General features: G+C 69.4%; 18 protein-coding genes. 10 read left to right on the forward strand and 8 right to left on the reverse strand.

The annotated features are described in order from the left end of the window. Positions 1-54: 54 nt before the first annotated feature. The 3 genes from G6G98_RS03665 to G6G98_RS03675 all read right to left on the reverse strand — a co-directional run bounded on the left by G6G98_RS03665 (position 55) and on the right by G6G98_RS03675 (position 3348). Positions 55-1407, reverse strand: a complete 1353-nt coding sequence (locus G6G98_RS03665) for an FAD-binding oxidoreductase (protein WP_067351118.1) — start codon at positions 1405-1407, stop codon at positions 55-57. Between the two features lie 68 nt (positions 1408-1475). Continuing rightward, entirely contained in the window at positions 1476-2120 is a 645-nt protein-coding gene (locus G6G98_RS03670) for an FMN reductase (protein WP_164233667.1), read from the reverse strand. 1 nt (position 2121) lies between these two features. Continuing rightward, positions 2122-3348: an LLM class flavin-dependent oxidoreductase gene (locus G6G98_RS03675; RefSeq protein ID WP_067351110.1), complete on the reverse strand. Its 1227-nt coding sequence runs from the start codon at positions 3346-3348 to the stop codon at positions 2122-2124. A 110-nt stretch (positions 3349-3458) separates the two neighbouring features. On the opposite strand from G6G98_RS03675, the gene G6G98_RS03680 reads away from it, so the two are divergent. Then, on the forward strand, positions 3459-4589 hold the full coding sequence (locus G6G98_RS03680) for an acyltransferase family protein (protein ID WP_067351107.1): 1131 nt from the start codon (positions 3459-3461) through the stop codon (positions 4587-4589). A 90-nt stretch (positions 4590-4679) separates the two neighbouring features. Next, complete coding sequence (locus G6G98_RS03685) at positions 4680-5678, forward strand: isopenicillin N synthase family dioxygenase (protein WP_067353629.1); 999 nt, start codon at positions 4680-4682, stop codon at positions 5676-5678. A 7-nt stretch (positions 5679-5685) separates the two neighbouring features. On the opposite strand, the gene G6G98_RS03690 is transcribed toward G6G98_RS03685, so the two are convergent. After that, positions 5686-6354: a GntR family transcriptional regulator gene (locus tag G6G98_RS03690; RefSeq protein WP_084788252.1), complete on the reverse strand. Its 669-nt coding sequence runs from the start codon at positions 6352-6354 to the stop codon at positions 5686-5688. Positions 6355-6383: 29 nt separating this feature from the next. Then, positions 6384-7856 carry a chlorohydrolase family protein gene (locus tag G6G98_RS03695; RefSeq protein ID WP_164233666.1) on the reverse strand — a complete coding sequence of 491 codons (1473 nt, stop codon included), beginning with the start codon at positions 7854-7856 and terminating at the stop codon, positions 6384-6386. A gap of 240 nt (positions 7857-8096) precedes the next feature. Here G6G98_RS03695 and G6G98_RS03700 point away from each other — a divergent pair, with 240 nt between their 5' ends. The 7 genes from G6G98_RS03700 to G6G98_RS03730 all read left to right on the forward strand — a co-directional run bounded on the left by G6G98_RS03700 (position 8097) and on the right by G6G98_RS03730 (position 16370). Further along, complete coding sequence (locus G6G98_RS03700) at positions 8097-9107, forward strand: ABC transporter permease (protein WP_243841990.1); 1011 nt, start codon at positions 8097-8099, stop codon at positions 9105-9107. A 43-nt stretch (positions 9108-9150) separates the two neighbouring features. Next, positions 9151-10872, forward strand: a complete 1722-nt coding sequence (locus G6G98_RS03705; protein WP_067351101.1) for an ABC transporter substrate-binding protein — start codon at positions 9151-9153, stop codon at positions 10870-10872. Between the two features lie 68 nt (positions 10873-10940). After that, complete coding sequence (locus tag G6G98_RS03710) at positions 10941-11942, forward strand: ABC transporter permease (protein ID WP_067351098.1); 1002 nt, start codon at positions 10941-10943, stop codon at positions 11940-11942. Beyond that, positions 11942-12955, forward strand: a complete 1014-nt coding sequence (locus G6G98_RS03715; RefSeq protein WP_067351097.1) for an ABC transporter ATP-binding protein — start codon at positions 11942-11944, stop codon at positions 12953-12955. The genes G6G98_RS03710 and G6G98_RS03715 overlap by 1 nt, the downstream gene beginning before the upstream one ends. Further along, positions 12952-13977 (forward strand): ABC transporter ATP-binding protein, encoded by a 1026-nt coding sequence (locus G6G98_RS03720; RefSeq protein WP_067351093.1) that lies wholly within the window; start codon positions 12952-12954, stop codon positions 13975-13977. Before G6G98_RS03715 ends, G6G98_RS03720 begins: the two co-directional genes overlap by 4 nt. After that, entirely contained in the window at positions 13964-15175 is a 1212-nt protein-coding gene (locus G6G98_RS03725) for an amidohydrolase family protein (protein ID WP_164233665.1), read from the forward strand. Before G6G98_RS03720 ends, G6G98_RS03725 begins: the two co-directional genes overlap by 14 nt. Next, positions 15111-16370, forward strand: a complete 1260-nt coding sequence (locus G6G98_RS03730) for an MFS transporter (RefSeq protein ID WP_164233664.1) — start codon at positions 15111-15113, stop codon at positions 16368-16370. Before G6G98_RS03725 ends, G6G98_RS03730 begins: the two co-directional genes overlap by 65 nt. A gap of 74 nt (positions 16371-16444) precedes the next feature. Here the strand turns inward: G6G98_RS03730 and rpsO are convergent, their stop codons facing one another. Further along, positions 16445-16714, reverse strand: coding sequence for a 30S ribosomal protein S15 (gene rpsO, locus G6G98_RS03735; RefSeq protein WP_055993247.1), 270 nt, complete (start codon positions 16712-16714; stop codon positions 16445-16447). A gap of 255 nt (positions 16715-16969) precedes the next feature. Here rpsO and G6G98_RS03740 point away from each other — a divergent pair, with 255 nt between their 5' ends. Then, positions 16970-18196 (forward strand): MFS transporter, encoded by a 1227-nt coding sequence (locus G6G98_RS03740; protein WP_432207059.1) that lies wholly within the window; start codon positions 16970-16972, stop codon positions 18194-18196. A 30-nt stretch (positions 18197-18226) separates the two neighbouring features. Here the strand turns inward: G6G98_RS03740 and G6G98_RS03745 are convergent, their stop codons facing one another. After that, positions 18227-18778 carry a YceI family protein gene (locus G6G98_RS03745; RefSeq protein WP_067351083.1) on the reverse strand — a complete coding sequence of 184 codons (552 nt, stop codon included), beginning with the start codon at positions 18776-18778 and terminating at the stop codon, positions 18227-18229. Between the two features lie 178 nt (positions 18779-18956). Then, positions 18957-19325, reverse strand: a complete 369-nt coding sequence (locus tag G6G98_RS03750; protein ID WP_067351080.1) for an FKBP-type peptidyl-prolyl cis-trans isomerase — start codon at positions 19323-19325, stop codon at positions 18957-18959. Positions 19326-19484 lie beyond the last annotated feature (159 nt).

Genomic DNA, 19484 nt, shown 5'->3' on the forward strand with positions numbered 1-19484 from the left:
TCCATCCGGGACGGTGGGCGTGTGCTGTCGACGCTACCGTGGTCGCCCTGCGGTTCAGCGGGGCAATCGGCCCTCATGCAGAACGCCGTCGGGATCGACGACCGCCCGCAGCGCCCGCAGTCGCCCGAGGTCGTCCGTCGATCCGCAGTCCTCCAGCGTCTTCCCGGGACCGAGGAACGTCGGGATCGTCCGTGCGGCCCTGGCCGGGGTCAGCAGCGCCCGGAATCCGGCCAGGCTCGCATCGCCGAGCTCGACGGGTGCGCCGGGGATCATCGGGGAGAGAGCGTGCAGCAGCCAGCCCGCAGACCGCAGAGAGGCGAGTCCCTGGCGACGGGGCGCGTCCAGTGCGCCGCCGAGCATCCGGATGTCGATGCCCACGATCGGCCACTGCTCGGGAGCGTCGCGGAAGCCGACGAGCGCGTCGATCGTGGCGTCGTCGAGAGCGGAGAGCGCCATCGATGCGCCGCGTCCAGCGGTCGGCTCGGTCGGCTCGTTCGACGCCGCGGCGAGAGCAGCGGGCGAAGTGGCGCCGGCGATCTCCCTGCGCACGGCGCCGGCGCGCCGCACCCGGTCCACGAGTGCGTCTGCGGAGCCGTCGACGGAGAGCGCCTGTACGGTGAGGAAGCTGCGCCCGCGGATCTCCTCGGGCAGCTGCGGCGCGTCGGGCATCCGCATCGAGTTCATGAAGACGTTCAGCGACGAGGGCGCGTCCGCTGCGAGATCGCGCACGGCGCGGATCACCGCCGTCGCGTCGGCCACGTCGAAGGTGAGCCCCCAGCCGTGCAGCGAGGGCGTGCGGACCAGATCGATCTCCAGCGCGGTGACGATGCCGACGATGCCGCCGGCGCCGCGCAGCGCCCACATCAGCTCCGGGTCGCTGTCGTCGTCGACGCGCTCGTGGGTGCCGTCGGCGCGCAGCAGCCAGGCCGCGCGGAGGTTGTCGGAGCCGAGGCCGGCCGTCCGGCTGAACCACGAGTGGCCGCCGCCCAGGGTGTAGCCGGCGACGCTGACCACCGGGCTGGTTCCGGCCGGCGCCGCCCACCCCGTCCCCTCCAGGGCCTGGACGACGGCGCCCCAGCGGACGCCGCTGCCCACGCGCAGGATGCCGGCCTCGGTGTCCACTGCGAGCTCGTCGAACGCCGTCATGCGGATGAGCACGGCACCGGTCAGGTCACCCGAAGCCCCGTGCCCTGAGGGCTGGACGGCGAGGGTCGCACCGGTGTCGCGAGCGGCGTCGAGAAGGACGCGCAGATCGCCGACGCCCGCCGGCGCCGCCACGGCGGCAGGCTGCTGCTCGACGGCGAGGTTCCACGGTCGGCGCGCCCCGTCGAAGGCGTCGTCGGCGGGCAGCAGGAGAGAGCCGGCGAGGGTGGCGCGGGCAGAGTCGAGCGCAGAGACAGGGGGCATGACGCCACCGTACGATGCCCCGCGGACATTGTCGATGGAGTCATGCCCCCTGGTGGGACGGTCTCAGCTCACTCTCCGGCGAGTCCTCCGAGGAGGTGCCCGAACGACTTCCCCTTGCCGAGGTAGGTGTCGGGGTCGAACGGATCTGCGTCCGACACGGGCTCGCGGCGGGCGACGGCCTCGGCGAGCTCGCGAGCGCCGCGCTCGACGCGGGCGCTCAGCGGTGCGACGTCGTCGGCGTTCGCGCCCCAGTCGCTCGACGCCGCGAACACCCCGGTGGACACCGGCTCGGCATGCAGATAGGTGAACAGCGGGCGGATCGCGTAGTCGATCGCCAGCGAGTGCCGTGCCGTGCCGGCGTTGGCGCCGATGAGCACCGGCTTGCCGGTGAGGGCGTCGGGGTCGAGCACGTCGATGAAGGACTTGAAGAGCCCGGCGTAGCTGGTGGAGAAGATCGGCGTCACCGCGATGACCGCGTCGGCGGAGACGACCCTGTTGATCGCCTCCTCCAGCGGCGCCGGCGCGAAGCCGGTGAGCAGGTTGTTCGTGATGTCGTGCGCGAGATCACGCAGCTCGATCACGTCCGCCTGCACGCGGATGCCGCGCTCGAGCAGCGCCTTCGCGGTCTCGGCGACCAGGCGGTCGGCGAGCATCCGGGTGGACGACGGGTTGGACAGGCCGGAGGAGATCACGGCAATGCGGCGCTCGCTCATGTCACGCCTCCTGACGGCCGAGGCCGAACGCGGCGCCGGCCGGGGCCGGTGCATCCTGATACGGGGAGCCCGCGGTGAGGTTGTCGCCGCGGTTCGCACCGGGACGGGCCTCGCGGGCGGGACCGTCGCCGTAGACCGCCTTGACGCGGGCCGCGTGCGTCGGGCCGTCGGGGACGTTCGCCGGTCGACCCTTCGCGAGCTCCTTGCGGAGCACCGGAACGACCTCACCGCCGAGGATGTCGAGCTGCTCGAGCACCGTCTTCAGCGGGAGACCGGCGTGGTCGATGAGGAACAGCTGACGCTGGAAGTCGCCGAAGGTCTCGCGCATCGACGCGTACCGGTCGATGACCTGCTGCGGAGAGCCGACGGTGAGCGGCGTCATCTCGGTGAAGTCCTCCATGCTCGGACCGTGGCCGTACACGGGGGCGTTGTCGAAGTACGGGCGGAACTGCGTGACGGCATCCTGCGACTTCGCCGCCATGAAGACCTGCCCGCCGATGCCGACGACGGCCTCCTCGGGAGTGCCGTGCCCGTAGTGGGCGTAGCGCTGGCGGTACAGCTCGATGAGGCGCTGGTAGTGCTCCTTCGGCCAGAAGATGTTGTTCGCGAAGAATCCGTCGCCGTAGTAGGCGGCCTGCTCCGCGATCTCCGGCGTGCGGATGGAGCCGTGCCAGACGAACGGCGCGACGCCGTCCAGGGGGCGCGGAGTGGCGGTGAAGCCCTGCAGCGGAGTGCGGAACTTGCCCTCCCAGTCCACGACGTCCTCGGTCCAGAGCTTGCGCAGGAGGGCGTAGTTCTCGATCGCGAGAGGGAGTCCCTGGCGGATGTCCTGGCCGAACCAGGGGTACACGGGGCCGGTGTTGCCGCGGCCCAGCATGAGGTCCATCCGGCCGCCGGAGACGTGCTGCAGCATCGCGTACTCCTCGGCGATGCGGACAGGGTCGTTGGTGGTGATCAGCGTCGTCGAGGTCGAGACGATGAGGCGCTCGGTCTGCGCGGCGATGTACGCGAGGAAGGTGGTGGGGCTGGACGACCAGAACGGCGGGTTGTGGTGCTCGCCGATGGCGAAGACGTCGAGACCGACCTCTTCGGCGTGCCTGGCGATCTCGGCGGTGGCCTGGATGCGCTCGCGCTCGCTCGGCGTGATGCCGGTGGTGGGGTCCTGCGTGATGTCGCTGACCGACATGATTCCGAACTGAATGGCCGGCGCGCCTGACTGCTCGCTCATGATTCTCCGTGCTTTCCGAACCGGACGACTCGGCATCCGTTTCTATTCATTTGAATGTATCTGAGTCAACGCGGCGGGAGCAACTTTATTCCCCGGAGTAGCCTGACAGGATGAACAGCGCCGGAGCCGATGCGACGTCCCCCGCCACCGGAGCCGTCGCGCGGCCTCGACGGCGGGTCCCCTTCTGGGACAACGCGCGCTACGCCTGCATCGTCCTCGTGGTCCTCGGCCATGCGATCCAGCGGCTCATCTACGACTCGGACATCTCGTTCGCCTTCTACCTCGCCCTGTACGCGTTCCACATGCCGGCGTTCGCGATCATCTCCGGCTACTTCTCCAAGTCCTCGTCGCCGACGAAGACCCAGATGGCCCGCGTGATCACCGACATCCTGCTGCCCTATGTGATCTTCGAGATCCTCTGGACGCTCACCAAGTGGCTGGTCGAAGGGCAGGCGAACCCGAACATCACCAAGCCGTCGTGGACGCTCTGGTTCCTGCTCGCCCTCGGCATCTTCCGCCTGGTGCTCCCCTACCTCGCTCTCCTGCGATGGCCGCTGCTGTGGACCGTCGCGATCTCGATCGGCGCCGGCTACCTGCCGAACGTCGACAGCACGTTCTCACTCTCGCGCACCCTGGGCCTGCTTCCGTTCTTCACCCTGGGCTGGTGGCTTCGCGAGCACGACATCGTCGCCCGCCTGCGGCTCCTCGACTTCCGCCCCTGGTGGCTCCGCGTGATCGCGGTGGCCGTCCTGGGCGCCGCCGGGTGGGCCGCCTGGAACTGGCTGGAGCTGTGGAAGGCGATCGATCTGCGTCACTGGCTGTTCTACGAGGACTCCTATGCCGACCTCGGCGGCGAGGAGTGGTGGGCCGGCGGGGTGCGCATCGCGCTGATGCTGCTCGCCGTCGTGCTGGCCGCCGCGTTCTTCGCGCTCATCCCGCGCGGGACGCACTGGTGGACCGTCTTCGGCCAGTACACGATGTACGTCTTCCTGCTGCACTCGTTCGTGTTGTACCCCTTCCGTGAGACCGGCATCCTGCGGGACGCGGAGCCGACCTGGATCTGGCTGCCGCTGGTGACGGTCCTCTCGGTGGTCGTCGCGCTCGCGCTCGCGACGAAACCCGTGCGGACCCTGTTCCGGCCACTGGTCGAGCCGCGGCCGAAGTGGCTGTTCGCCGACCCGCAGCTCGCCGGCCGCGAAGGACATCGCAGCGACCCCACCGGATCGCGGCGGCCCCGCTGACTCAGGCCCACCCGCGCCATCTTCATGCACCCGGGGTAACCCTGCGCAACACTCGACCGCGCCGCCGGGATGCCGATCTACCCTCGGGGCATGGCTGAACTCTCGCTCCCCATCCTCGACCTGTCCCAGCTCGACGCCGGCCCCGAGGCCGCCGCACGATTCCGCGAGGACCTCAGGGCGGCGACGCACGACGTGGGGTTCTTCTACCTCACCGGCACCGGCGTCTCCGCTGATCTCGAGGCCCGCCTGCACCGCGCCGCGCTCGACTTCTTCGCCCTCCCCGAGGCCGAGAAGCTGGCGATCGAGAACGTCAACAGCCCGCACTTCCGCGGCTACACGCGCATCGGGGGCGAGCGCACGCAGGGCGAGGTCGACTGGCGCGAGCAGATCGACATCGGCCCGGAGCGCGCGCCGGTCGAGGGCGGACCGGCGTTCAACCGTCTCATCGGGCCGAATCTCTGGCCCGCGGCCCAGCCGGAGCTGCAGGAGATCGTCGCCGAGTGGCACGCCACGCTCTCGGACGTCGCCCGACGGCTGCTCCGGGCGTGGGCCCTCGCGCTCGGAGCCGAGGAGTCGTACTTCGACGAGCACTTCGGTGAGCCGTCGACCCTCATCAAGATCGTGCGCTACCCCGGGACCAGCGCCCCCGAGCCGCAGCAGGGCGTCGGCGCGCACAAGGACTCCGGCGTGCTCACCCTGCTCTGGGTCGAACCGGGCAAGGGCGGCCTCCAGGTCGAGCGGGACGGCAGCTGGGTGGACGCCCCACCCGTCCCCGGCGCGTTCGTCGTGAACATCGGCGAGCTGCTCGAGTACGCGACCGGCGGCTACCTCAAGGCGACAAATCACAGGGTCGTCTCGCCCAAGGCGCCGGACGAGCGCATCTCGATCCCGTTCTTCTTCAACCCCGCCCTCGACAAGCGGCTGCCGCTCATCGACCTGCCCGCGGAGCTGGCGGCCGCGGCGACCGGGGTCACCGAGGACCCGCGCAATCCGATCCACGCCCTCTACGGAGAGAACGCGCTCAAGTCGCGGCTGCGGGCGCACCCGGACGTCGCCGCCATCCACCACCCCGACCTGGTCGGCGCCTGATCGGGGGCTAGTCCCAGGCGAACTCGGCCGCCAGCGCCTCGAGGATCGAGATGCGGGCCTGATCGATGTGGGCGTAGGACTGCGCAGCGGCGACCTCGCCGCGACCGGCGAAGATGGCATCGAGCAGCTGCTGGTGCTCCTCGGCGTGCTCGGTCGCCCTCGTGCTCTGCGTCAGGTGGAAGATCCACTCCATGCGGCCCAGCATCGGCCGGAGGCTCCGCTCCAGGATGCGGTTGCCCGACAGCCGCACGATCTCCAGGTGGAAGGCGAGGTTGGACTCGCCGAGCTCGCCGGCGATCGGCGGCTCGAGCACGCGGTCGAGGATGTCGCGGAGTCGGCCTGGGTCCTCCAGTCCGCCGTGCACGCGCTGCGCCGCCCTTCGCGCCGCGTACGGCTCGATGCAGAGCCGGGCGTCGAAGATCTCCTCGACGTCGGCACGCGTGATCGGCGTCAGCGTGGCCCCGCGGTTCCGAGAGATGAGCACGAACCCCTCGACCTCGAGGCGCTGGAGCGCCTGACGCACCGGGACGCGCGAGACCTCGAAGCGCTCGGAGAGCTCGCGCTCCTTGAGCCACTCCCCCGGCTTGAGATCGCCCGCGATGATCGTGCGCAGCAGATCGCGGTACACGCGATCCGCGACGGGAGCCCCGTCCGCGGTCGTCGTCATCGCGCCCATCGGGGCTCCTTCCTCGGTTCCGGCCGTCGTCAGACGCGCTCCCGCACCGGGAACACCGGCGGGAACAGCTCGTCGGCCGTGCTCTCACGATAGGCGCGACGCGGGTAGGCGGCGCGCATCTTCGCGAACAGCTCCTGGGTGTCGGCACGGACGGCGTCGAGGTCGATGCCGTCGATCAGGCCGTCGCGCATCACGACGCGGCCGGAGACCATGGTCAGGCAGGCGTCACGCGCGGTGCCGTTGAGCACCAGGGTGCGCAGAGGGTCGTCGACCGCCCCGGTGCGGACATCGTCCAGACGGAACGCGGTGAGGTCGGCCTGAGCACCGACCTGGATGCGGCCGAGATCCGGCCGGTGGAGAGCCTTGGCGCCGCCGAGCGTGACCGCGTCGATGTATCCGGCCAGGTCGCCGGCGGAGAGGTCCCGATTCTGCACCTTCGCCACGGACACCCCGGTGTCGATGCCGCGGATGAGGTCCGGCGGGAACGAGTCCGTGCCGAGGGAGATGTTCAGCCCGGCGTCCTTGTACAGCTTGAAGGTCTCCAGCTCCGAGCCGTAGCGCGCGTTGGTGAGCGGACAGTGCACGATCGACACCCCGGCGGCGATGAGACGCGCGAGGTCGCCGCGGTCCTCGCCGTGGACACGGGGGTTGACATCGAGGAAGACGCCATGGGGCACGATGAGACGGTCGTTCAGCAGATCCTGGGACTCGATGAGGTCGAGCGGCGTGCGACCGTGGACGGCGAGGATGTGGTCGCGCTCGAAGTCACCCTGCAGCGCGTGCAGGCGCACGAGCGCATCGCGCTCGGTCGCCGCGGCGGCGGTCGCGGCGAGCAGCTCCGGCGTCAGGGTCTCGATCCGGCCGGGCAGGAACACGGGTGTGAGCAGCGGGTCGCCGAGGGCGGCGAGCTCATCGTGGAAGGCGATGGCGTCGGCGAGGCCGGCTTCCCCCTCCGCCTCATCGAATCGGACGGTCCGCTCGCCCGCGTCCGTGACGACGTTGACGCCCGATCGGTACGACGGGCCGAGGAAGCCCCGCAGGCCTAGCCGGCTCGAGAAGGCGGCCATGGCACGGAAGTCATCGGCGGTCTCGGCCCATCGGGAGTGCACCTCGGAGGCGATCGGCATGTAGCTCGTGATGCCGTGCAGGGCGAGCTGGACGAGGGAGACCTCGCGGATGCGCGCGCGCTCCTCGGCGGTGAACACGTGCTCGCGGCGGTCGAACCAGTCGGCCGACCACTGCAGACGGCGACCGTGCTCGGCGCCCCACCACGAATCCAGGATCAGGTGGTCGACGTCCGTGAGCGCATCGAGGTCGATGAGTCCGGGCATGAGGAGGCTCTCGCCCAGCTCGATGCGGTCGTCGACGTCTGCCGGAGCCTCGGATGCGGGGCCGACGTAGGCGATGACGCCGTCGGCGACGAGGACGGCCGCGTCACGGAGCTCGACGTGCGCGGCGCCGTCGTAGGCGAGCACGTGGTCAGCGGTCAGGAGTGTGCGCAAGAGAGCCTCGATGATCTCGGAACAGTGTTTGGTATCCAAAATCTAGCGAGGTCGGATGCCGGGGGCAAGCGCGTCACCCGCGACAGATCGCCGGAAGATCGCGGAAAAGCAGCGCGATCATCCACGGACACGCTGGCGTGGGCCCGTGTTTGGCAGACCATTTGACATTTCGGTACACCAAACGCGATGAGCTGGTATACAATTCTGAGCACCTGCCGACCCGAACCATCAAGGAAGATCGTGACGGACACCCAGACGCTCCCACCCAAGACCGAGGCGGTCGCCGCAGTGCCGAAGATCGCCACCGGCCGATCGCTGCTCGGCACCGCATGGCTCCGCATCAGGCGGAGCCCCGTCGCCCTCGTCTCGTTCGGCGTCGTGGTCGCGATCATCCTGTTCGCGCTGCTCGCTCCGGTCCTCGTCGCGATCGAGGGGCAGGACCCGTACACGACGAACACCGGCCCCGAGGTCCTGGACAACTTCATGACCCCTGGCCTCCCGCTCCCGGCGTACATGTTCCCCTCTCAGGAGCACTGGCTGGGCGTGGAGCCGGGCCTGGGCCGCGACATCTTCGCACGCATCGCCTACGGCGCCCAGGTCTCCCTGCTGATCGCTCTGCTCTCCACCGTCGTCTCCGTCGTCCTCGGCACGGTGCTGGGAGCCGCCGCCGGGTACTTCGGCGGCAAGGTCGACATGGTGATCAGCCGCATCATCGACCTGTTCCTCGCCTTCCCGCACCTGCTGCTGGTGCTGTCGCTCACGCCGATCCTGCAGTCGCGTCTCCGCGACACCCCGCTCGGGCAGGGCAGCTTCGTCCCCATCGCGTCGCTCGTGCTGATCCTCGGCTTCTTCGGCTGGGCGTACCTCGCCCGGGTCGTTCGCGGGCAGGTGCTCAGCATCCGCGAGCAGGAGTACATCGAGGCGGCGAAGTCGTACGGCGCCTCGCACGCCACGATCATCTTCCGCCAGGTGATCCCGAACGTGCTCGGCGTGGTGCTGGTCTACGGCACCATGATGATCCCCGCGAACATCTCCGCCGAAGCCGCCCTGTCCTTCCTCGGCGTCGGCGTCAAGGACCCCACGCCGTCGTGGGGGCAGATGCTCAACGCCGCGCAGGCCGGCAACTGGTACCTCAGCGACCCGTGGTTCCTGATCGTCCCCGGCACCGCGCTCATCATCACCGTGCTCGCCTTCAACCTCCTCGGCGACGCCGTCCGCGATGCCCTCGACCCCAAGGCATCGCGCCACTGACCCTCCCTTCCGAACACCCACCCTCACCGAAAGAGAACGAGTAATGAGACACCGCAGTCCCCTGCTCGCCGTCGCGACCGTGGCCATCGCCGCCCTGGTCGTCACCGGCTGCACGAGCACCGCCGCACCCGACGGCTCCAAGCCCCAGCCGTCGAACGACCCGTACGCCGCCCACGTCGTCGCACCCGACTTCGACGAGCCCGGCGGCAACGTCAACGTCCTGATGTCGAGCGACTTCCAGACGCTCGACCCGGGCAACAGCAACTACGTGCAGACCGCGAACGTCGGCCAGCTCTACTACCGCACGCTGACCATGGCGAAGGAGACCGCGGGCCAGCCGCCCGAGATCGTCCCCGACCTCGCCACGGACCTCGGCAAGGTCTCCGAGGACGGCCTCACCTGGACCTACACGCTCAAGGACGGCCTCAAGTACGAGGACGGCACCCCGATCGTCGCCGCCGACATCAAGTACGGCATCGAGCGCACGTTCGCCCGCGACGTCTACACTCAGGCTCCGCAGGAGCTGAACGCGGTGCTGGACGCCGACACCTACAAGGGCCCGTACTCGGGCGGCGAACTCGCCGCCGTGGAGGCACCGGACGACAAGACCGTCGTCTTCCACCTCAAGCAGCCGTACCCCGACTTCCCCGCGTTGGCGTCCCGGTCGAACTCGGCCCCGGTGCCCGCCGCCAAGGACACGAAGCTCGACTACACGAACCACCCGATCTCCTCGGGCCCGTACATGATCGAGAGCTACGAGCGCGGCCGCGAGCTGAAGCTCGTCCGCAACCCGCACTGGGATCCGGCGACGGACGAGAACCGTACGGCGCTTCCCGACACCTTCACGTTCTCCCTGTCGACCGCTCAGGCGACGATCTCCCAGCAGCTGCTGAGCGACTCCGACCCGACCGCGATCACGCTGGACACGAACGGTGCGCTGCAGGCGTCCGACACCTCGCGTCTCACCGACCCCGCGATCGCCGAGCGCACGGCATCCGGCCTGCTGGGCTGCACCGACGTGCTGAACTTCAACACCGAGTCGCTCACCGACCCGGACGTGCGCCACGCTCTCGCACTCGCGATCGACCGCGCGGCCATCCAGGTGCAGTACGGCGGCCAGCGCTTCGGCAAGCTCACCAACTCGTACCTCAACGACCAGCAGGTCGGCTGGATCGAGCCGACGATCGACCTCGACCCGGCAGGCAAGCCGAACCTCGACGAGGCCAAGAAGCTGCTCGAGGGCAAGGACGTCCCGGCGACCCTGACCTACGGCTACGCGAACGCCACCGAGCGCTTCAAGAACCTCGGCACCGTGCTGCAGCAGAACTTCAAGGAGCTCGGCATCGAGCTCGAGCTCATCGCGATCCCTTCGCCGAACTACTACACGACGCTCGCCACCGACCAGATGCCCGACATCGCCCGCTCCGGCTGGTGCGGCGGCGCCGCATCCGGTTCGACTCGCACGACGGTCGACCCCAACCTCGGCCCGAGCCTGGACGGCACGACATACGGCTTCAGCAACATCCCGCGGTTCCACGACCCGGAGATCTCCACCGCGATGTACGAGCTGCGCGACACCAACGGCACGTCCGAGGAGCTCAACACCAAGTGGACCGAGCTCTACAACAAGGCGCTGGAGCAGTACCCGATGGTTCCGCTGATCCGCACCTTCACCAACAGCGTCGTCGGCTCGCAGATCCGCAACGCGCAGGTCGGCTACTTCTTCGGAGCGATCGACCTGTCCACCGTCGGCGTCGAGCAGTGACGACTCCGACACACCACTCCTGAAAGGATGGGGCCGGCCGGGAACGGCCGGCCCCAGACGGGACAGCAATGCTCGGATTCATCGTCCGCCGACTGGCCGCCCTGGTCGTCCTCCTCCTCGTCGTCAGCTTCGTGACCTTCGCCCTCTTCCAGGTGGGTCCTGCGGACCCCGCGGCCGCCGCCTGCGGCCAGGAGTGCACGCCGGAGCGCATCGCGGAGGCCAGGGTCGCCCTCGGCATGGACAAGCCCTTCTTCGTGCAGTACTTCACCTACCTGAGCGGCTTCTTCGCCGACCGGCTCATCGGAGCGCCCGGCGCGGAGCAGCTGTGCTCCTGGCCGTGCCTCGGCAAGTCGTTCCAGACCAACGAGAATGTCGCCGACGTGATCGCCCGCGCGCTTCCCTACACGGTCTCGCTCGCCGTCGGCGCCGTCGTCCTCTGGACCATCGCCGGCGTCGGACTCGGACTGTTCGCCGCTCTCCGCAAGGGGAAGGCCGCCGACAAGATCATCGTCGGCATCGCCTCCGTCGGCGTCTCCCTGCCGATCCCGGTCACCGGCCTCATGCTCCTGCTGATCTTCGTGAGCACGCTGCACTGGCTGCCGTTCACCAGCAACCAGATCTACACGCCGTTCGGCCCGGCCGGACCCGCCGCCTGGTTCACGAACTACCTCCTCCCCTGGATCGCGCTGGCCGTGCTGTTCAGCGCCCAGTACATCCGGATCACGCGCAACAACATGATCGAGACCTTCGGCGAGGACTTCATGCGGACCGCCCGCGCGAAGGGGCTCGGCCGGCGCCAGATCACGTTCACGCACGGCGTCCGCGCCGGCATCACCCCGATCATCACGATGCTCGGCCTCGACATCGGCGCACTGCTCGGCGGCGCCGTGCTCACCGAGCAGATCTTCTCGGTGCCGGGACTCGGCTTCACCGCCGTCCGCGCCGCCACATCCGGCGACCTGCCGGTGACCATGGCGATCACGATGCTGGCTGCGTTCTTCATCATCACCGCGAACGTCATCGTCGACCTCGTGTACGCGGCGGTCGACCCGAGAGTGAGGGTCAACTGATGACCACCCCTATCCTCGACATCCGCGACCTGCGAGTGACCTTCCCCACCGACGACGGCCTCGTCCACGCCGTGAACGGCATGGACCTCACCGTGCAGCGCGGAGAGACCGTCGGCATCGTCGGCGAGTCCGGTTCCGGCAAGACCGTCACCAGCCAGACCCTGATGGGGCTGCTCAAGGGCACCAGCGCGAAGGTCTCCGGCCGGATCCTCTTCGAGGGCACCGACCTGGTGCCCCTCAGCGAGAGCGAGATGCGCCCCTACCGCGGTCGGAAGATCGGCATGATCTTCCAGGACCCGCTGTCCGCGATGCACCCGTTCTACACGGTCGGAAAGCAGATCTCCGAGGCATACCGCGTCCACAACAGGGTGAGCGCGAAGGCCGCCAAGGCGCAGGCGATCGAGATGCTCAACCGCGTCGGCATCCCCGACCCGGTGTCGCGATACGACGCCTACCCGCACGAGTTCTCCGGCGGAATGCGTCAGCGCGCGATGATCGCCATGGCGCTCATCTGCGAGCCGGAGCTGCTCATCGCGGACGAGCCGACCACCGCACTGGACGTGACCGTGCAGGCGCAGATCCTGGATCTGATCTCCTCGCTGCAGGCTGAGACCGGCTCAGCGGTGATCTTCGTGACGCACGACCTCGGCGTGGTCGCAGAGGTGTGCAAGCGCGTGGTCGTCATGTACGGCGGGCAGTGCGTGGAGGAGGCCGACGTGCAGGACGCGTTCTTCCGCACCGGCCATCCGTACACCAAGGGCCTGCTCGCCTCGATGCCGTCGATGGCCGATGAGGTGGGGCGACTCACTCCGATCCCCGGATTCCCGCCCTCCCTGCTGAACCTTCCGACCGGATGCCTCTTCGCGGACCGGTGCCCGGTGTCGCACCTCGTCCCCGGAGACCGCTGCCGCACCGAACGGCCGGAGCTCCACAGCGACGGCACCCACCGTTCCCGCTGCCATCTCGCGGAACTTCCCGCCACTCTTCCCACCCCCGTGGAGGCCACCCGATGAGCGCGCCGCTGCTGAGCGTCCAGGACCTCACCAAGCACTTCGCCGTCAGCAAGGGATTCCTCCGGGGCCACTCCCACGTGAAGGCCGTCGACGGCGTCTCCTTCACGCTCGAGCGAGGTTCGACCCTGGGACTGGTCGGTGAGTCCGGGTGCGGCAAGTCGACCACCGGGCGGCTGCTCATGCGCCTGCTGACGCCGACCTCCGGCCGCATCGAGCTCGACGGCGCCGACGTCTCCACGCTGCGCGGCAAGGAGCTCCAGGAGTTCCGCCGCCGCGTGCAGATGGTGTTCCAGAACCCGTCGTCCTCTCTCAACCCCCGCCAGAGCGTCGGCGCCGCGATCGCGGCCCCGATGCAGGCTCAGGGGATCAAGCCGAAGGAGGGCATGAAGAACCGCGTGGCCTCGCTGATGGACCGCGTGGGCCTGCGCCCCGAGCACTACAACCGCTTCCCGCACGAGTTCTCCGGCGGCCAGAAGCAGCGCGTGGGCATCGCCCGCGCACTGGCTCTGGAACCGGATGTCGTCATCTGCGACGAGCCTGTGTCGGCGCTCGACGTGTCGGTGCAGGCGCAGGTCATCAACCTGCTCCAGGACATCCAGGCGGACACCGGGATCTCCTACGTGTTCATCGCGCACGACCTCTCGGTCGTGAAGCACTTCGCGAACGACGTCGCCGTCATGTACCTCGGGAAGATCATGGAGCTCGGCACGCGTGATCAGGTGTTCGGCGATCCGCGTCATCCGTACACCCGGTCGCTGCTGTCCTCGGTGCCCTCCCCCGACCCGAACGCCGACCGCAGCGGGCGGATCCGCCTGACCGGCGACCTTCCGCACCCGTCGAACCCGCCCAGCGGCTGTGTGTTCCGCACACGCTGCCCCGTCCGTCCTCTTCTCAGCGAGGAGAAGCAGAGGATGTGCGTGGAGCGGGTGCCCTCGGGCGCCGTCGCCTGCCACCACCCGTCCGACGCGGCCGCATTCGCGGCCCGCGCCCCCGAAGAGAGGAACTCCCATGCTCATCCGTAACGCCCGCCCGTGGGGTGCCGCCGCCGCCGATGTCGTGATCGCCGACGGTCGCATCTCCGAGATCCGGCCGCACGATGAGTCCGCCGCGCTCCTGGACGGCGATGTCGACGGTCGCGGCCGGCTTCTCCTCCCGTCGTTCAGCGACGTGCACGTGCACCTGGACTCGTCCCGCATCGGGCTGCCGTTCCGCGAGCACACGGGCGCCCCCGGCGTGTGGGCGATGATGATGAACGACCGCCGCAACTGGCGCAACACCGACGTTCCGCACGCCGACATCGTCGCCGGCACCCTCGAGCGGATGATCGCCAGGGGCACGACGCGCGTGCGCTCCTACGCCCAGGTCGACGTCGACTGCAGGCTCGAGAAGTTCGACTCCGTGGTGGCAGCCAAGGAGAGGTTCGCCGATCACGCCGACGTGCAGATCATGACCTTCCCGCAGGCTGGCATCCTCCGCGAGGAGGGCACGGTGGAACTCCTCGAGGAATCCCTTAAGCAGGGCGCCGACGTGATGGGCGGCATCGATCCGTGCATGCTCGACCGCGACCCGGTGAAGCACCTCGACATCGTGTTCGGGCTGGCCGAGAAGTATCAGGTGGAGATCGACATCCACCTCCACGAGCCCGGGGAGCTCGGCGTGTTCAGCACGGATCTCGTCATCGAGCGCACCCGCGCGCTCGGCATGCAGGGCAAGGTCACGATGTCGCACGCCTACGACCTCGGGGCCGTCGACGAGGCGACCAGCCGCCGGCTGATCGACACGTTCGCGGAGCTCGACATCTCGATGGCCACGGTCGCCCCGTCCACCAGCGACCATCTCTCCCTCGTGCAGCTGACTGAGGCCGGAGTCCGGGTGGGACTCGGCGAGGACGGGCAGCGCGACTACTGGAGCCCGTACGGCAACTGCGACATGCTCGACCGCACCTGGCAGCTGGCCTTCGTGAACGGCTTCCGCCGCGACGACCTCGTCGAGCTCGCACTCGCCGTGGGGACGATGGGCGGCGCCAGCATCATGTCCCACTCGTCCCCGCGGCTCACCCGCGTGGGTGACCGACCCGGGGTCGCGGTGGGCGACCGCGCCGATCTCCTCCTCGTCGACGGCGAGACGCCGACGAGCGCCGTCATGGACCGCGGCGATGATCGCACCGTCATCCACGACGGAAGAGTCGTCGCCGACGGTCTCCGTGTCGTCGGGTTCTGATCGGATCGGAGGCGCCGCCCGGGCTCTCGCGCTCGGCGCGGCCCTCCTGGTCGGAGTCAACCTCCGCCCGGCGATCACCTCGGTCTCCGCTCTGCTCGACCAGGCCGCCTCGTCGTTCCACCTGGACGGCGCCGAGCGGAGCCTGCTCGCGACGCTGCCGATCATCGCGTTCGGCCTGACCGCCCCGGTGGGACCGATCCTGGCGCGGCGGCTCGGGACCGCCCGCGCGCTGCTGCTGGCGATGTCGACCCTGGCCGCCGCCCTCATCGCGCGCGTGCTGGCGGACTGGATGCTGCTGCCGGGCACCTTCGTCGTCGGCGCGGCGATCATGATGGCAGCCACCCTGCTGCCGCCCTATCTGAAGTCGCACCAGGCGAGCGGTCTCTGGATCGGCCTGAGCAGCATGTCGTTCGGCGTCGGCGCCGCCCTCGGCGCGAGCCTCGCGGTTCCGCTCGAGAGCATCCTCGGCGGCACCGGTCCCGCTCTGGCGAGCTGGGTCCTGCTCACCGTGCTCGCCGTCGCGGCGCTGCTTCCCGTGGCGCCGCGGGCCGGCGCACAGGGCGGGCGGGCGCCCCGGTTGGGCATCGGACCGAAAGCCCGCGTCACGGTGGGCCTGATGACGGCCGTGTTCTCACTGCAGGCGCTGCTGTACTTCGCGGTGACGACCTGGCTGCCCCTGATGCTCGCCTCGCACGGGGCGGACGCCGCCGAGGCCGGGTGGCTGCTGGCGTGGTTCAGCCTGATCGGCCTGGTCCCCACCCTCGTCGCACCGGTGCTCGCACGTCGCCGGCGCATCCTCACCTGGTTCGGCCCCGGCCTGGGGCTCGCGATGGCCGTCGGCTTCGCCTGGCTCGCGCTGGACCACGGCTCCGACCCGCTCGTCGTGACGCTGCTGGGGGTCGTCCAGAACGCGGGGTTCGGCCTCGCGATGGGACTCCTGGTCAGCCTGGCGGCGGATGAGGCGTCGGCAGGCCTGCTCTCCGCCCTGGCCCAGGGCGTCGGCTACGCCGTCGCCGGCGGCGGAAGCCTCATCCTCGGCGCGATGCGCGAGCTCACCGGAGACTGGACAGCCAGCCTGCTCCTCATGGCGGCCTGCGGGGTCGCGCTCAGCGCCTGCGTCGCGCTGGCGATCCGTCGCCGGCCCGTCTCCCTCGTGGCGTCTGCGCGGCCGACTCCGGAACTGCTGACGGAATGACGAAGGCCGCCCTACACCGTAGGGCGGCCTTCTCAAGAATGTTCTGCGCGATTGAACGCTGGGTTCGCTCTGCCTTATCGGCGAAGTCCGAGGCGCTCGATCAGCGAGCGGTAGCGCTCGATGTCGATGTCCTGGAGGTAGCCGAGCAGACGACGGCGCTGACCGACGAGCAGGAACAGGCCACGACGCGAGTGGTGGTCGTGCTTGTGCTCCTTGAGGTGCTCGGTGAGGTCCTTGATGCGCTGCGTCAGCATTGCGACCTGCACCTCGGGGGATCCGGTGTCACCGGGGTGCGTCGCGTACTCTTCGATGATCGCCTTCTTGACGTCTGCTTCCAGTGCCATAGATTCGATCCCCTCTCTGCTTGTTGCGCGGCGCCCGACGCCTGATGCGTGGGCTCTCTTTATCCGCGGCCGATCGAACGGCAACCTGAAGAGTCTACCAGCCCCCGCACGCCCCGAGCGACACGGCAGGGCGGCCCCTCGGCACCTCGCGCTCCGATACGCTCGAAGGGTGCAGGACAGGGCCCTCGAGTGAACGCGGCGCGCGGCCACCTGATCGATCTCAGCCCTCTCCGGACAAGCCCGGCCTTCGCTCGCATGTGGGTGGGATCGACTCTCGCCGGGATCGGCGGACAGCTCACGATCGTCACGGTCATGCTGCACGTCTTCGCCCTCACCGGCAGCACGTTCGCGGTCTCGATGATCGCAGTGGCCGGCCTCGTCCCCATGATCCTCGCCGGCCTGTACGGCGGCATGCTGGCCGACGCGTTCGACCGCCGGCGCGTCGCGCTGATCGCCGCGACCGTCGCGTTCGTCTCGACCGCCCTCCTGGCCACGCTCACCTGGACGGGACTGGAGACGATCTGGTGGCTGTACGCGCTGAGCATGATCAACTCCGCCGCGAACTCGGTGGGGATGGCCACTCGCACCGCGATCGTGCCGCGGCTCATCCCGCGCGACATGCTGGCCGCGGCATCCGCGCTGAACGGCGTCGCGTTCGGCCTGACCGTCATGGCCGGGCCGGCACTGGCAGGTCTGCTCGTCGCGCTGACCGGGTACGGCTGGACGTACACCATCGACGTGGTGCTCATGCTGTCGATGTTCCTCGGCCTGTGGACGCTGCCGTCGCTTCGCCCGGAGGGCGAGACCGTGCGCCCTGGGCTCGCCTCCCTCACCGACGGGTGGCGCTTCCTGCGCCACGCGGGGAACATCCGGATGCAGTACGTCATCGACGTGATCGCGATGACCTTCGGACAGCCGCTCGCTCTGTTCCCCGCGCTGGGCACCGTGCTGCTGGGTGGCGGCGCCGTCACCACCGGCATCCTGACCGCCGCCGTCGCCGTCGGCACCGTCGGCTCGAGCCTGCTCTCCGGCCGCGTGGTGCAGTACCGGTGGCACGGACGCGGGATCGCCCGCGCAGTGGAGGGCTACGGCGCGACGATCGCGGCGTTCGGGGTCGTCCTGCTGATCGGGGCGCTCTCGAGACCTGCGACGGAGCACACGCCGAACGTCGGTCTCATCGTCGCCGCGTGCATCGCGCTCGCCCTCTCGGGCGCCGCGGACAACGTCAGTTCCATCTACCGCAACACGATGATGCAGGCAGCGGTGCCGGATGCCATGCGCGGGCGGCTGCAGGGGGTCTTCATCGTCGTCGTCGCCGGCGGCCCCCGGGTCGGCGCGCTCTACGCCGGCACCCTGGCCACGCTCACCGCGCTCTGGTTCCCGCCGCTGCTCGGCGGCATCCTCGTGATCGCGCTCGTGGCGGTCCTCGCCAGGCGGAGCCCGCGATTCCACGACTACGACGCGGAGAACCCCGAGCCCTGACGGACCCGGGGTTCTCGAAGACGGAGGGCCTCAGGCCTGCAGAGCGCCCTGCAGGTCGAGGCTGATGGTGACGTCCTTGCCGACGAGCACACCGCCGGTCTCGAGCGCGGCGTTCCACGTCAGCCCGAAGTCCTCGCGGTTGATGACGGTCTTCGCCGAGGCGCCGGCCTTGTAGTTGCCCCACGGATCGGCGCCGAAGCCGCCGAAGTCGAACTCGAAGCTCACCGGCTTGGTGATGCCGCGGATGGTGAGGTCTCCGTCGACGTAGAAGTCGCCTCCCTCGACCCGGGCGCCCGTGGAGACGAACTCCATGGTCGGGAAGTTCTCCGTGTCGAAGAAGTCGGCGGAGCGCAGGTGGTTGTCGCGGCCCTCGTCGTTGGTGTCGATCGAGGTGACGTCGACGCTCGCCTCGACCTTCGCCTCGAGCGGGTTCTCCGGCGCGATGAGGGTGGCGCTCTTGATGCCGAAGGAACCGCGCACCTTCGAGATCATCATGTGGCGGACGCTGAAGGTGACCTCGCTGTGCGAGGGGTCCAGGACCCAGGTGCCGGGACGGTAGCCGGGGATGTCGATGCTGGTCATGTTCTCTCCTCAGAGATCAGGGGGCCGCGGGCTGCGGCTGGCCGTGGCCGCGAGTGCGGCATCAGAGGATCAAACTTACATGCGCCTGAATGTATTCCCAAGAATGAATCATGTGACCGGGATGCAGAAGGCGCCCCGTTCCCGGAGGAACGGGGCGCCCCGCGGCCTGCGGATCGCGTCAGCCGACGGCGACCAGGTCGATGATGAAGATCAGCGTCTTGCCGGAGAGGAAGTGGCCTCCGCCGGCCGGGCCGTACGCGAGGTGCGGCGGGATGACGAGCTCACGGCGGCCGCCGACCTTCATGCCGGGGATGCCGTCCTGCCAGCCCTGGATCAGGCCGCGCAGCGGGAACTGGATGGTCTCGCCGCGTCCCCAGGAGGAGTCGAACTCCTCGCCGGACTCGAACTCGACACCGGCGTAGTGCACGGTCACGGTGTCGCCGGGCTTCGCCTCGGCGCCGTCACCTTCGATGATGTCGCGGATCACGAGCTCCGCGGGAGCGGGGCCGGTCGGGGCGTCGAACTCAGGCTTCGTACGATCAGTCATGACTCCATACAACCCGAGCCCCGCGCCGCGGTCAACGCGGCAGGACCTGCTCACAGCGAACACCTCGCCGCGCATGCGCCGTCGGGTCGGGAGAGCGAGGTCCGGAAAAGTCTTGACACCCGCGGGGGCCTGGTGCACCCTGTTCATAGATCAACTCAG

It is taken from the genome of Microbacterium hydrocarbonoxydans (assembly GCF_011752045.1).
Lineage (GTDB): Bacteria > Actinomycetota > Actinomycetes > Actinomycetales > Microbacteriaceae > Microbacterium.

What these genes read in the sequence shown, in the direction of transcription:
- G6G98_RS03745 (WP_067351083.1), bottom strand. Translation starts at nt 18,778, where the DNA reads ATGACCAGCATCGACATCCCCGGCTACCGTCCCGGCACCTGGGTCCTG.
- rpsO (WP_055993247.1), bottom strand. Translation starts at nt 16,714, where the DNA reads ATGGCACTGGAAGCAGACGTCAAGAAGGCGATCATCGAAGAGTACGCG.
- G6G98_RS03675 (WP_067351110.1), bottom strand. Translation starts at nt 3,348, where the DNA reads ATGAGCGAGCAGTCAGGCGCGCCGGCCATTCAGTTCGGAATCATGTCG.
- G6G98_RS03710 (WP_067351098.1), top strand. Translation starts at nt 10,941, where the DNA reads ATGCTCGGATTCATCGTCCGCCGACTGGCCGCCCTGGTCGTCCTCCTC.
- G6G98_RS03665 (WP_067351118.1), bottom strand. Translation starts at nt 1,407, where the DNA reads ATGCCCCCTGTCTCTGCGCTCGACTCTGCCCGCGCCACCCTCGCCGGC.
- G6G98_RS03685 (WP_067353629.1), top strand. Translation starts at nt 4,680, where the DNA reads ATGGCTGAACTCTCGCTCCCCATCCTCGACCTGTCCCAGCTCGACGCC.
- G6G98_RS03680 (WP_067351107.1), top strand. Translation starts at nt 3,459, where the DNA reads ATGAACAGCGCCGGAGCCGATGCGACGTCCCCCGCCACCGGAGCCGTC.
- G6G98_RS03730 (WP_164233664.1), top strand. Translation starts at nt 15,111, where the DNA reads ATGATCGCACCGTCATCCACGACGGAAGAGTCGTCGCCGACGGTCTCC.
- G6G98_RS03705 (WP_067351101.1), top strand. Translation starts at nt 9,151, where the DNA reads ATGAGACACCGCAGTCCCCTGCTCGCCGTCGCGACCGTGGCCATCGCC.
- G6G98_RS03670 (WP_164233667.1), bottom strand. Translation starts at nt 2,120, where the DNA reads ATGAGCGAGCGCCGCATTGCCGTGATCTCCTCCGGCCTGTCCAACCCG.
- G6G98_RS03715 (WP_067351097.1), top strand. Translation starts at nt 11,942, where the DNA reads ATGACCACCCCTATCCTCGACATCCGCGACCTGCGAGTGACCTTCCCC.
- G6G98_RS03720 (WP_067351093.1), top strand. Translation starts at nt 12,952, where the DNA reads ATGAGCGCGCCGCTGCTGAGCGTCCAGGACCTCACCAAGCACTTCGCC.
- G6G98_RS03750 (WP_067351080.1), bottom strand. Translation starts at nt 19,325, where the DNA reads ATGACTGATCGTACGAAGCCTGAGTTCGACGCCCCGACCGGCCCCGCT.
- G6G98_RS03725 (WP_164233665.1), top strand. Translation starts at nt 13,964, where the DNA reads ATGCTCATCCGTAACGCCCGCCCGTGGGGTGCCGCCGCCGCCGATGTC.
- G6G98_RS03690 (WP_084788252.1), bottom strand. Translation starts at nt 6,354, where the DNA reads ATGGGCGCGATGACGACGACCGCGGACGGGGCTCCCGTCGCGGATCGC.
- G6G98_RS03740 (WP_432207059.1), top strand. Translation starts at nt 16,970, where the DNA reads ATGTGGGTGGGATCGACTCTCGCCGGGATCGGCGGACAGCTCACGATC.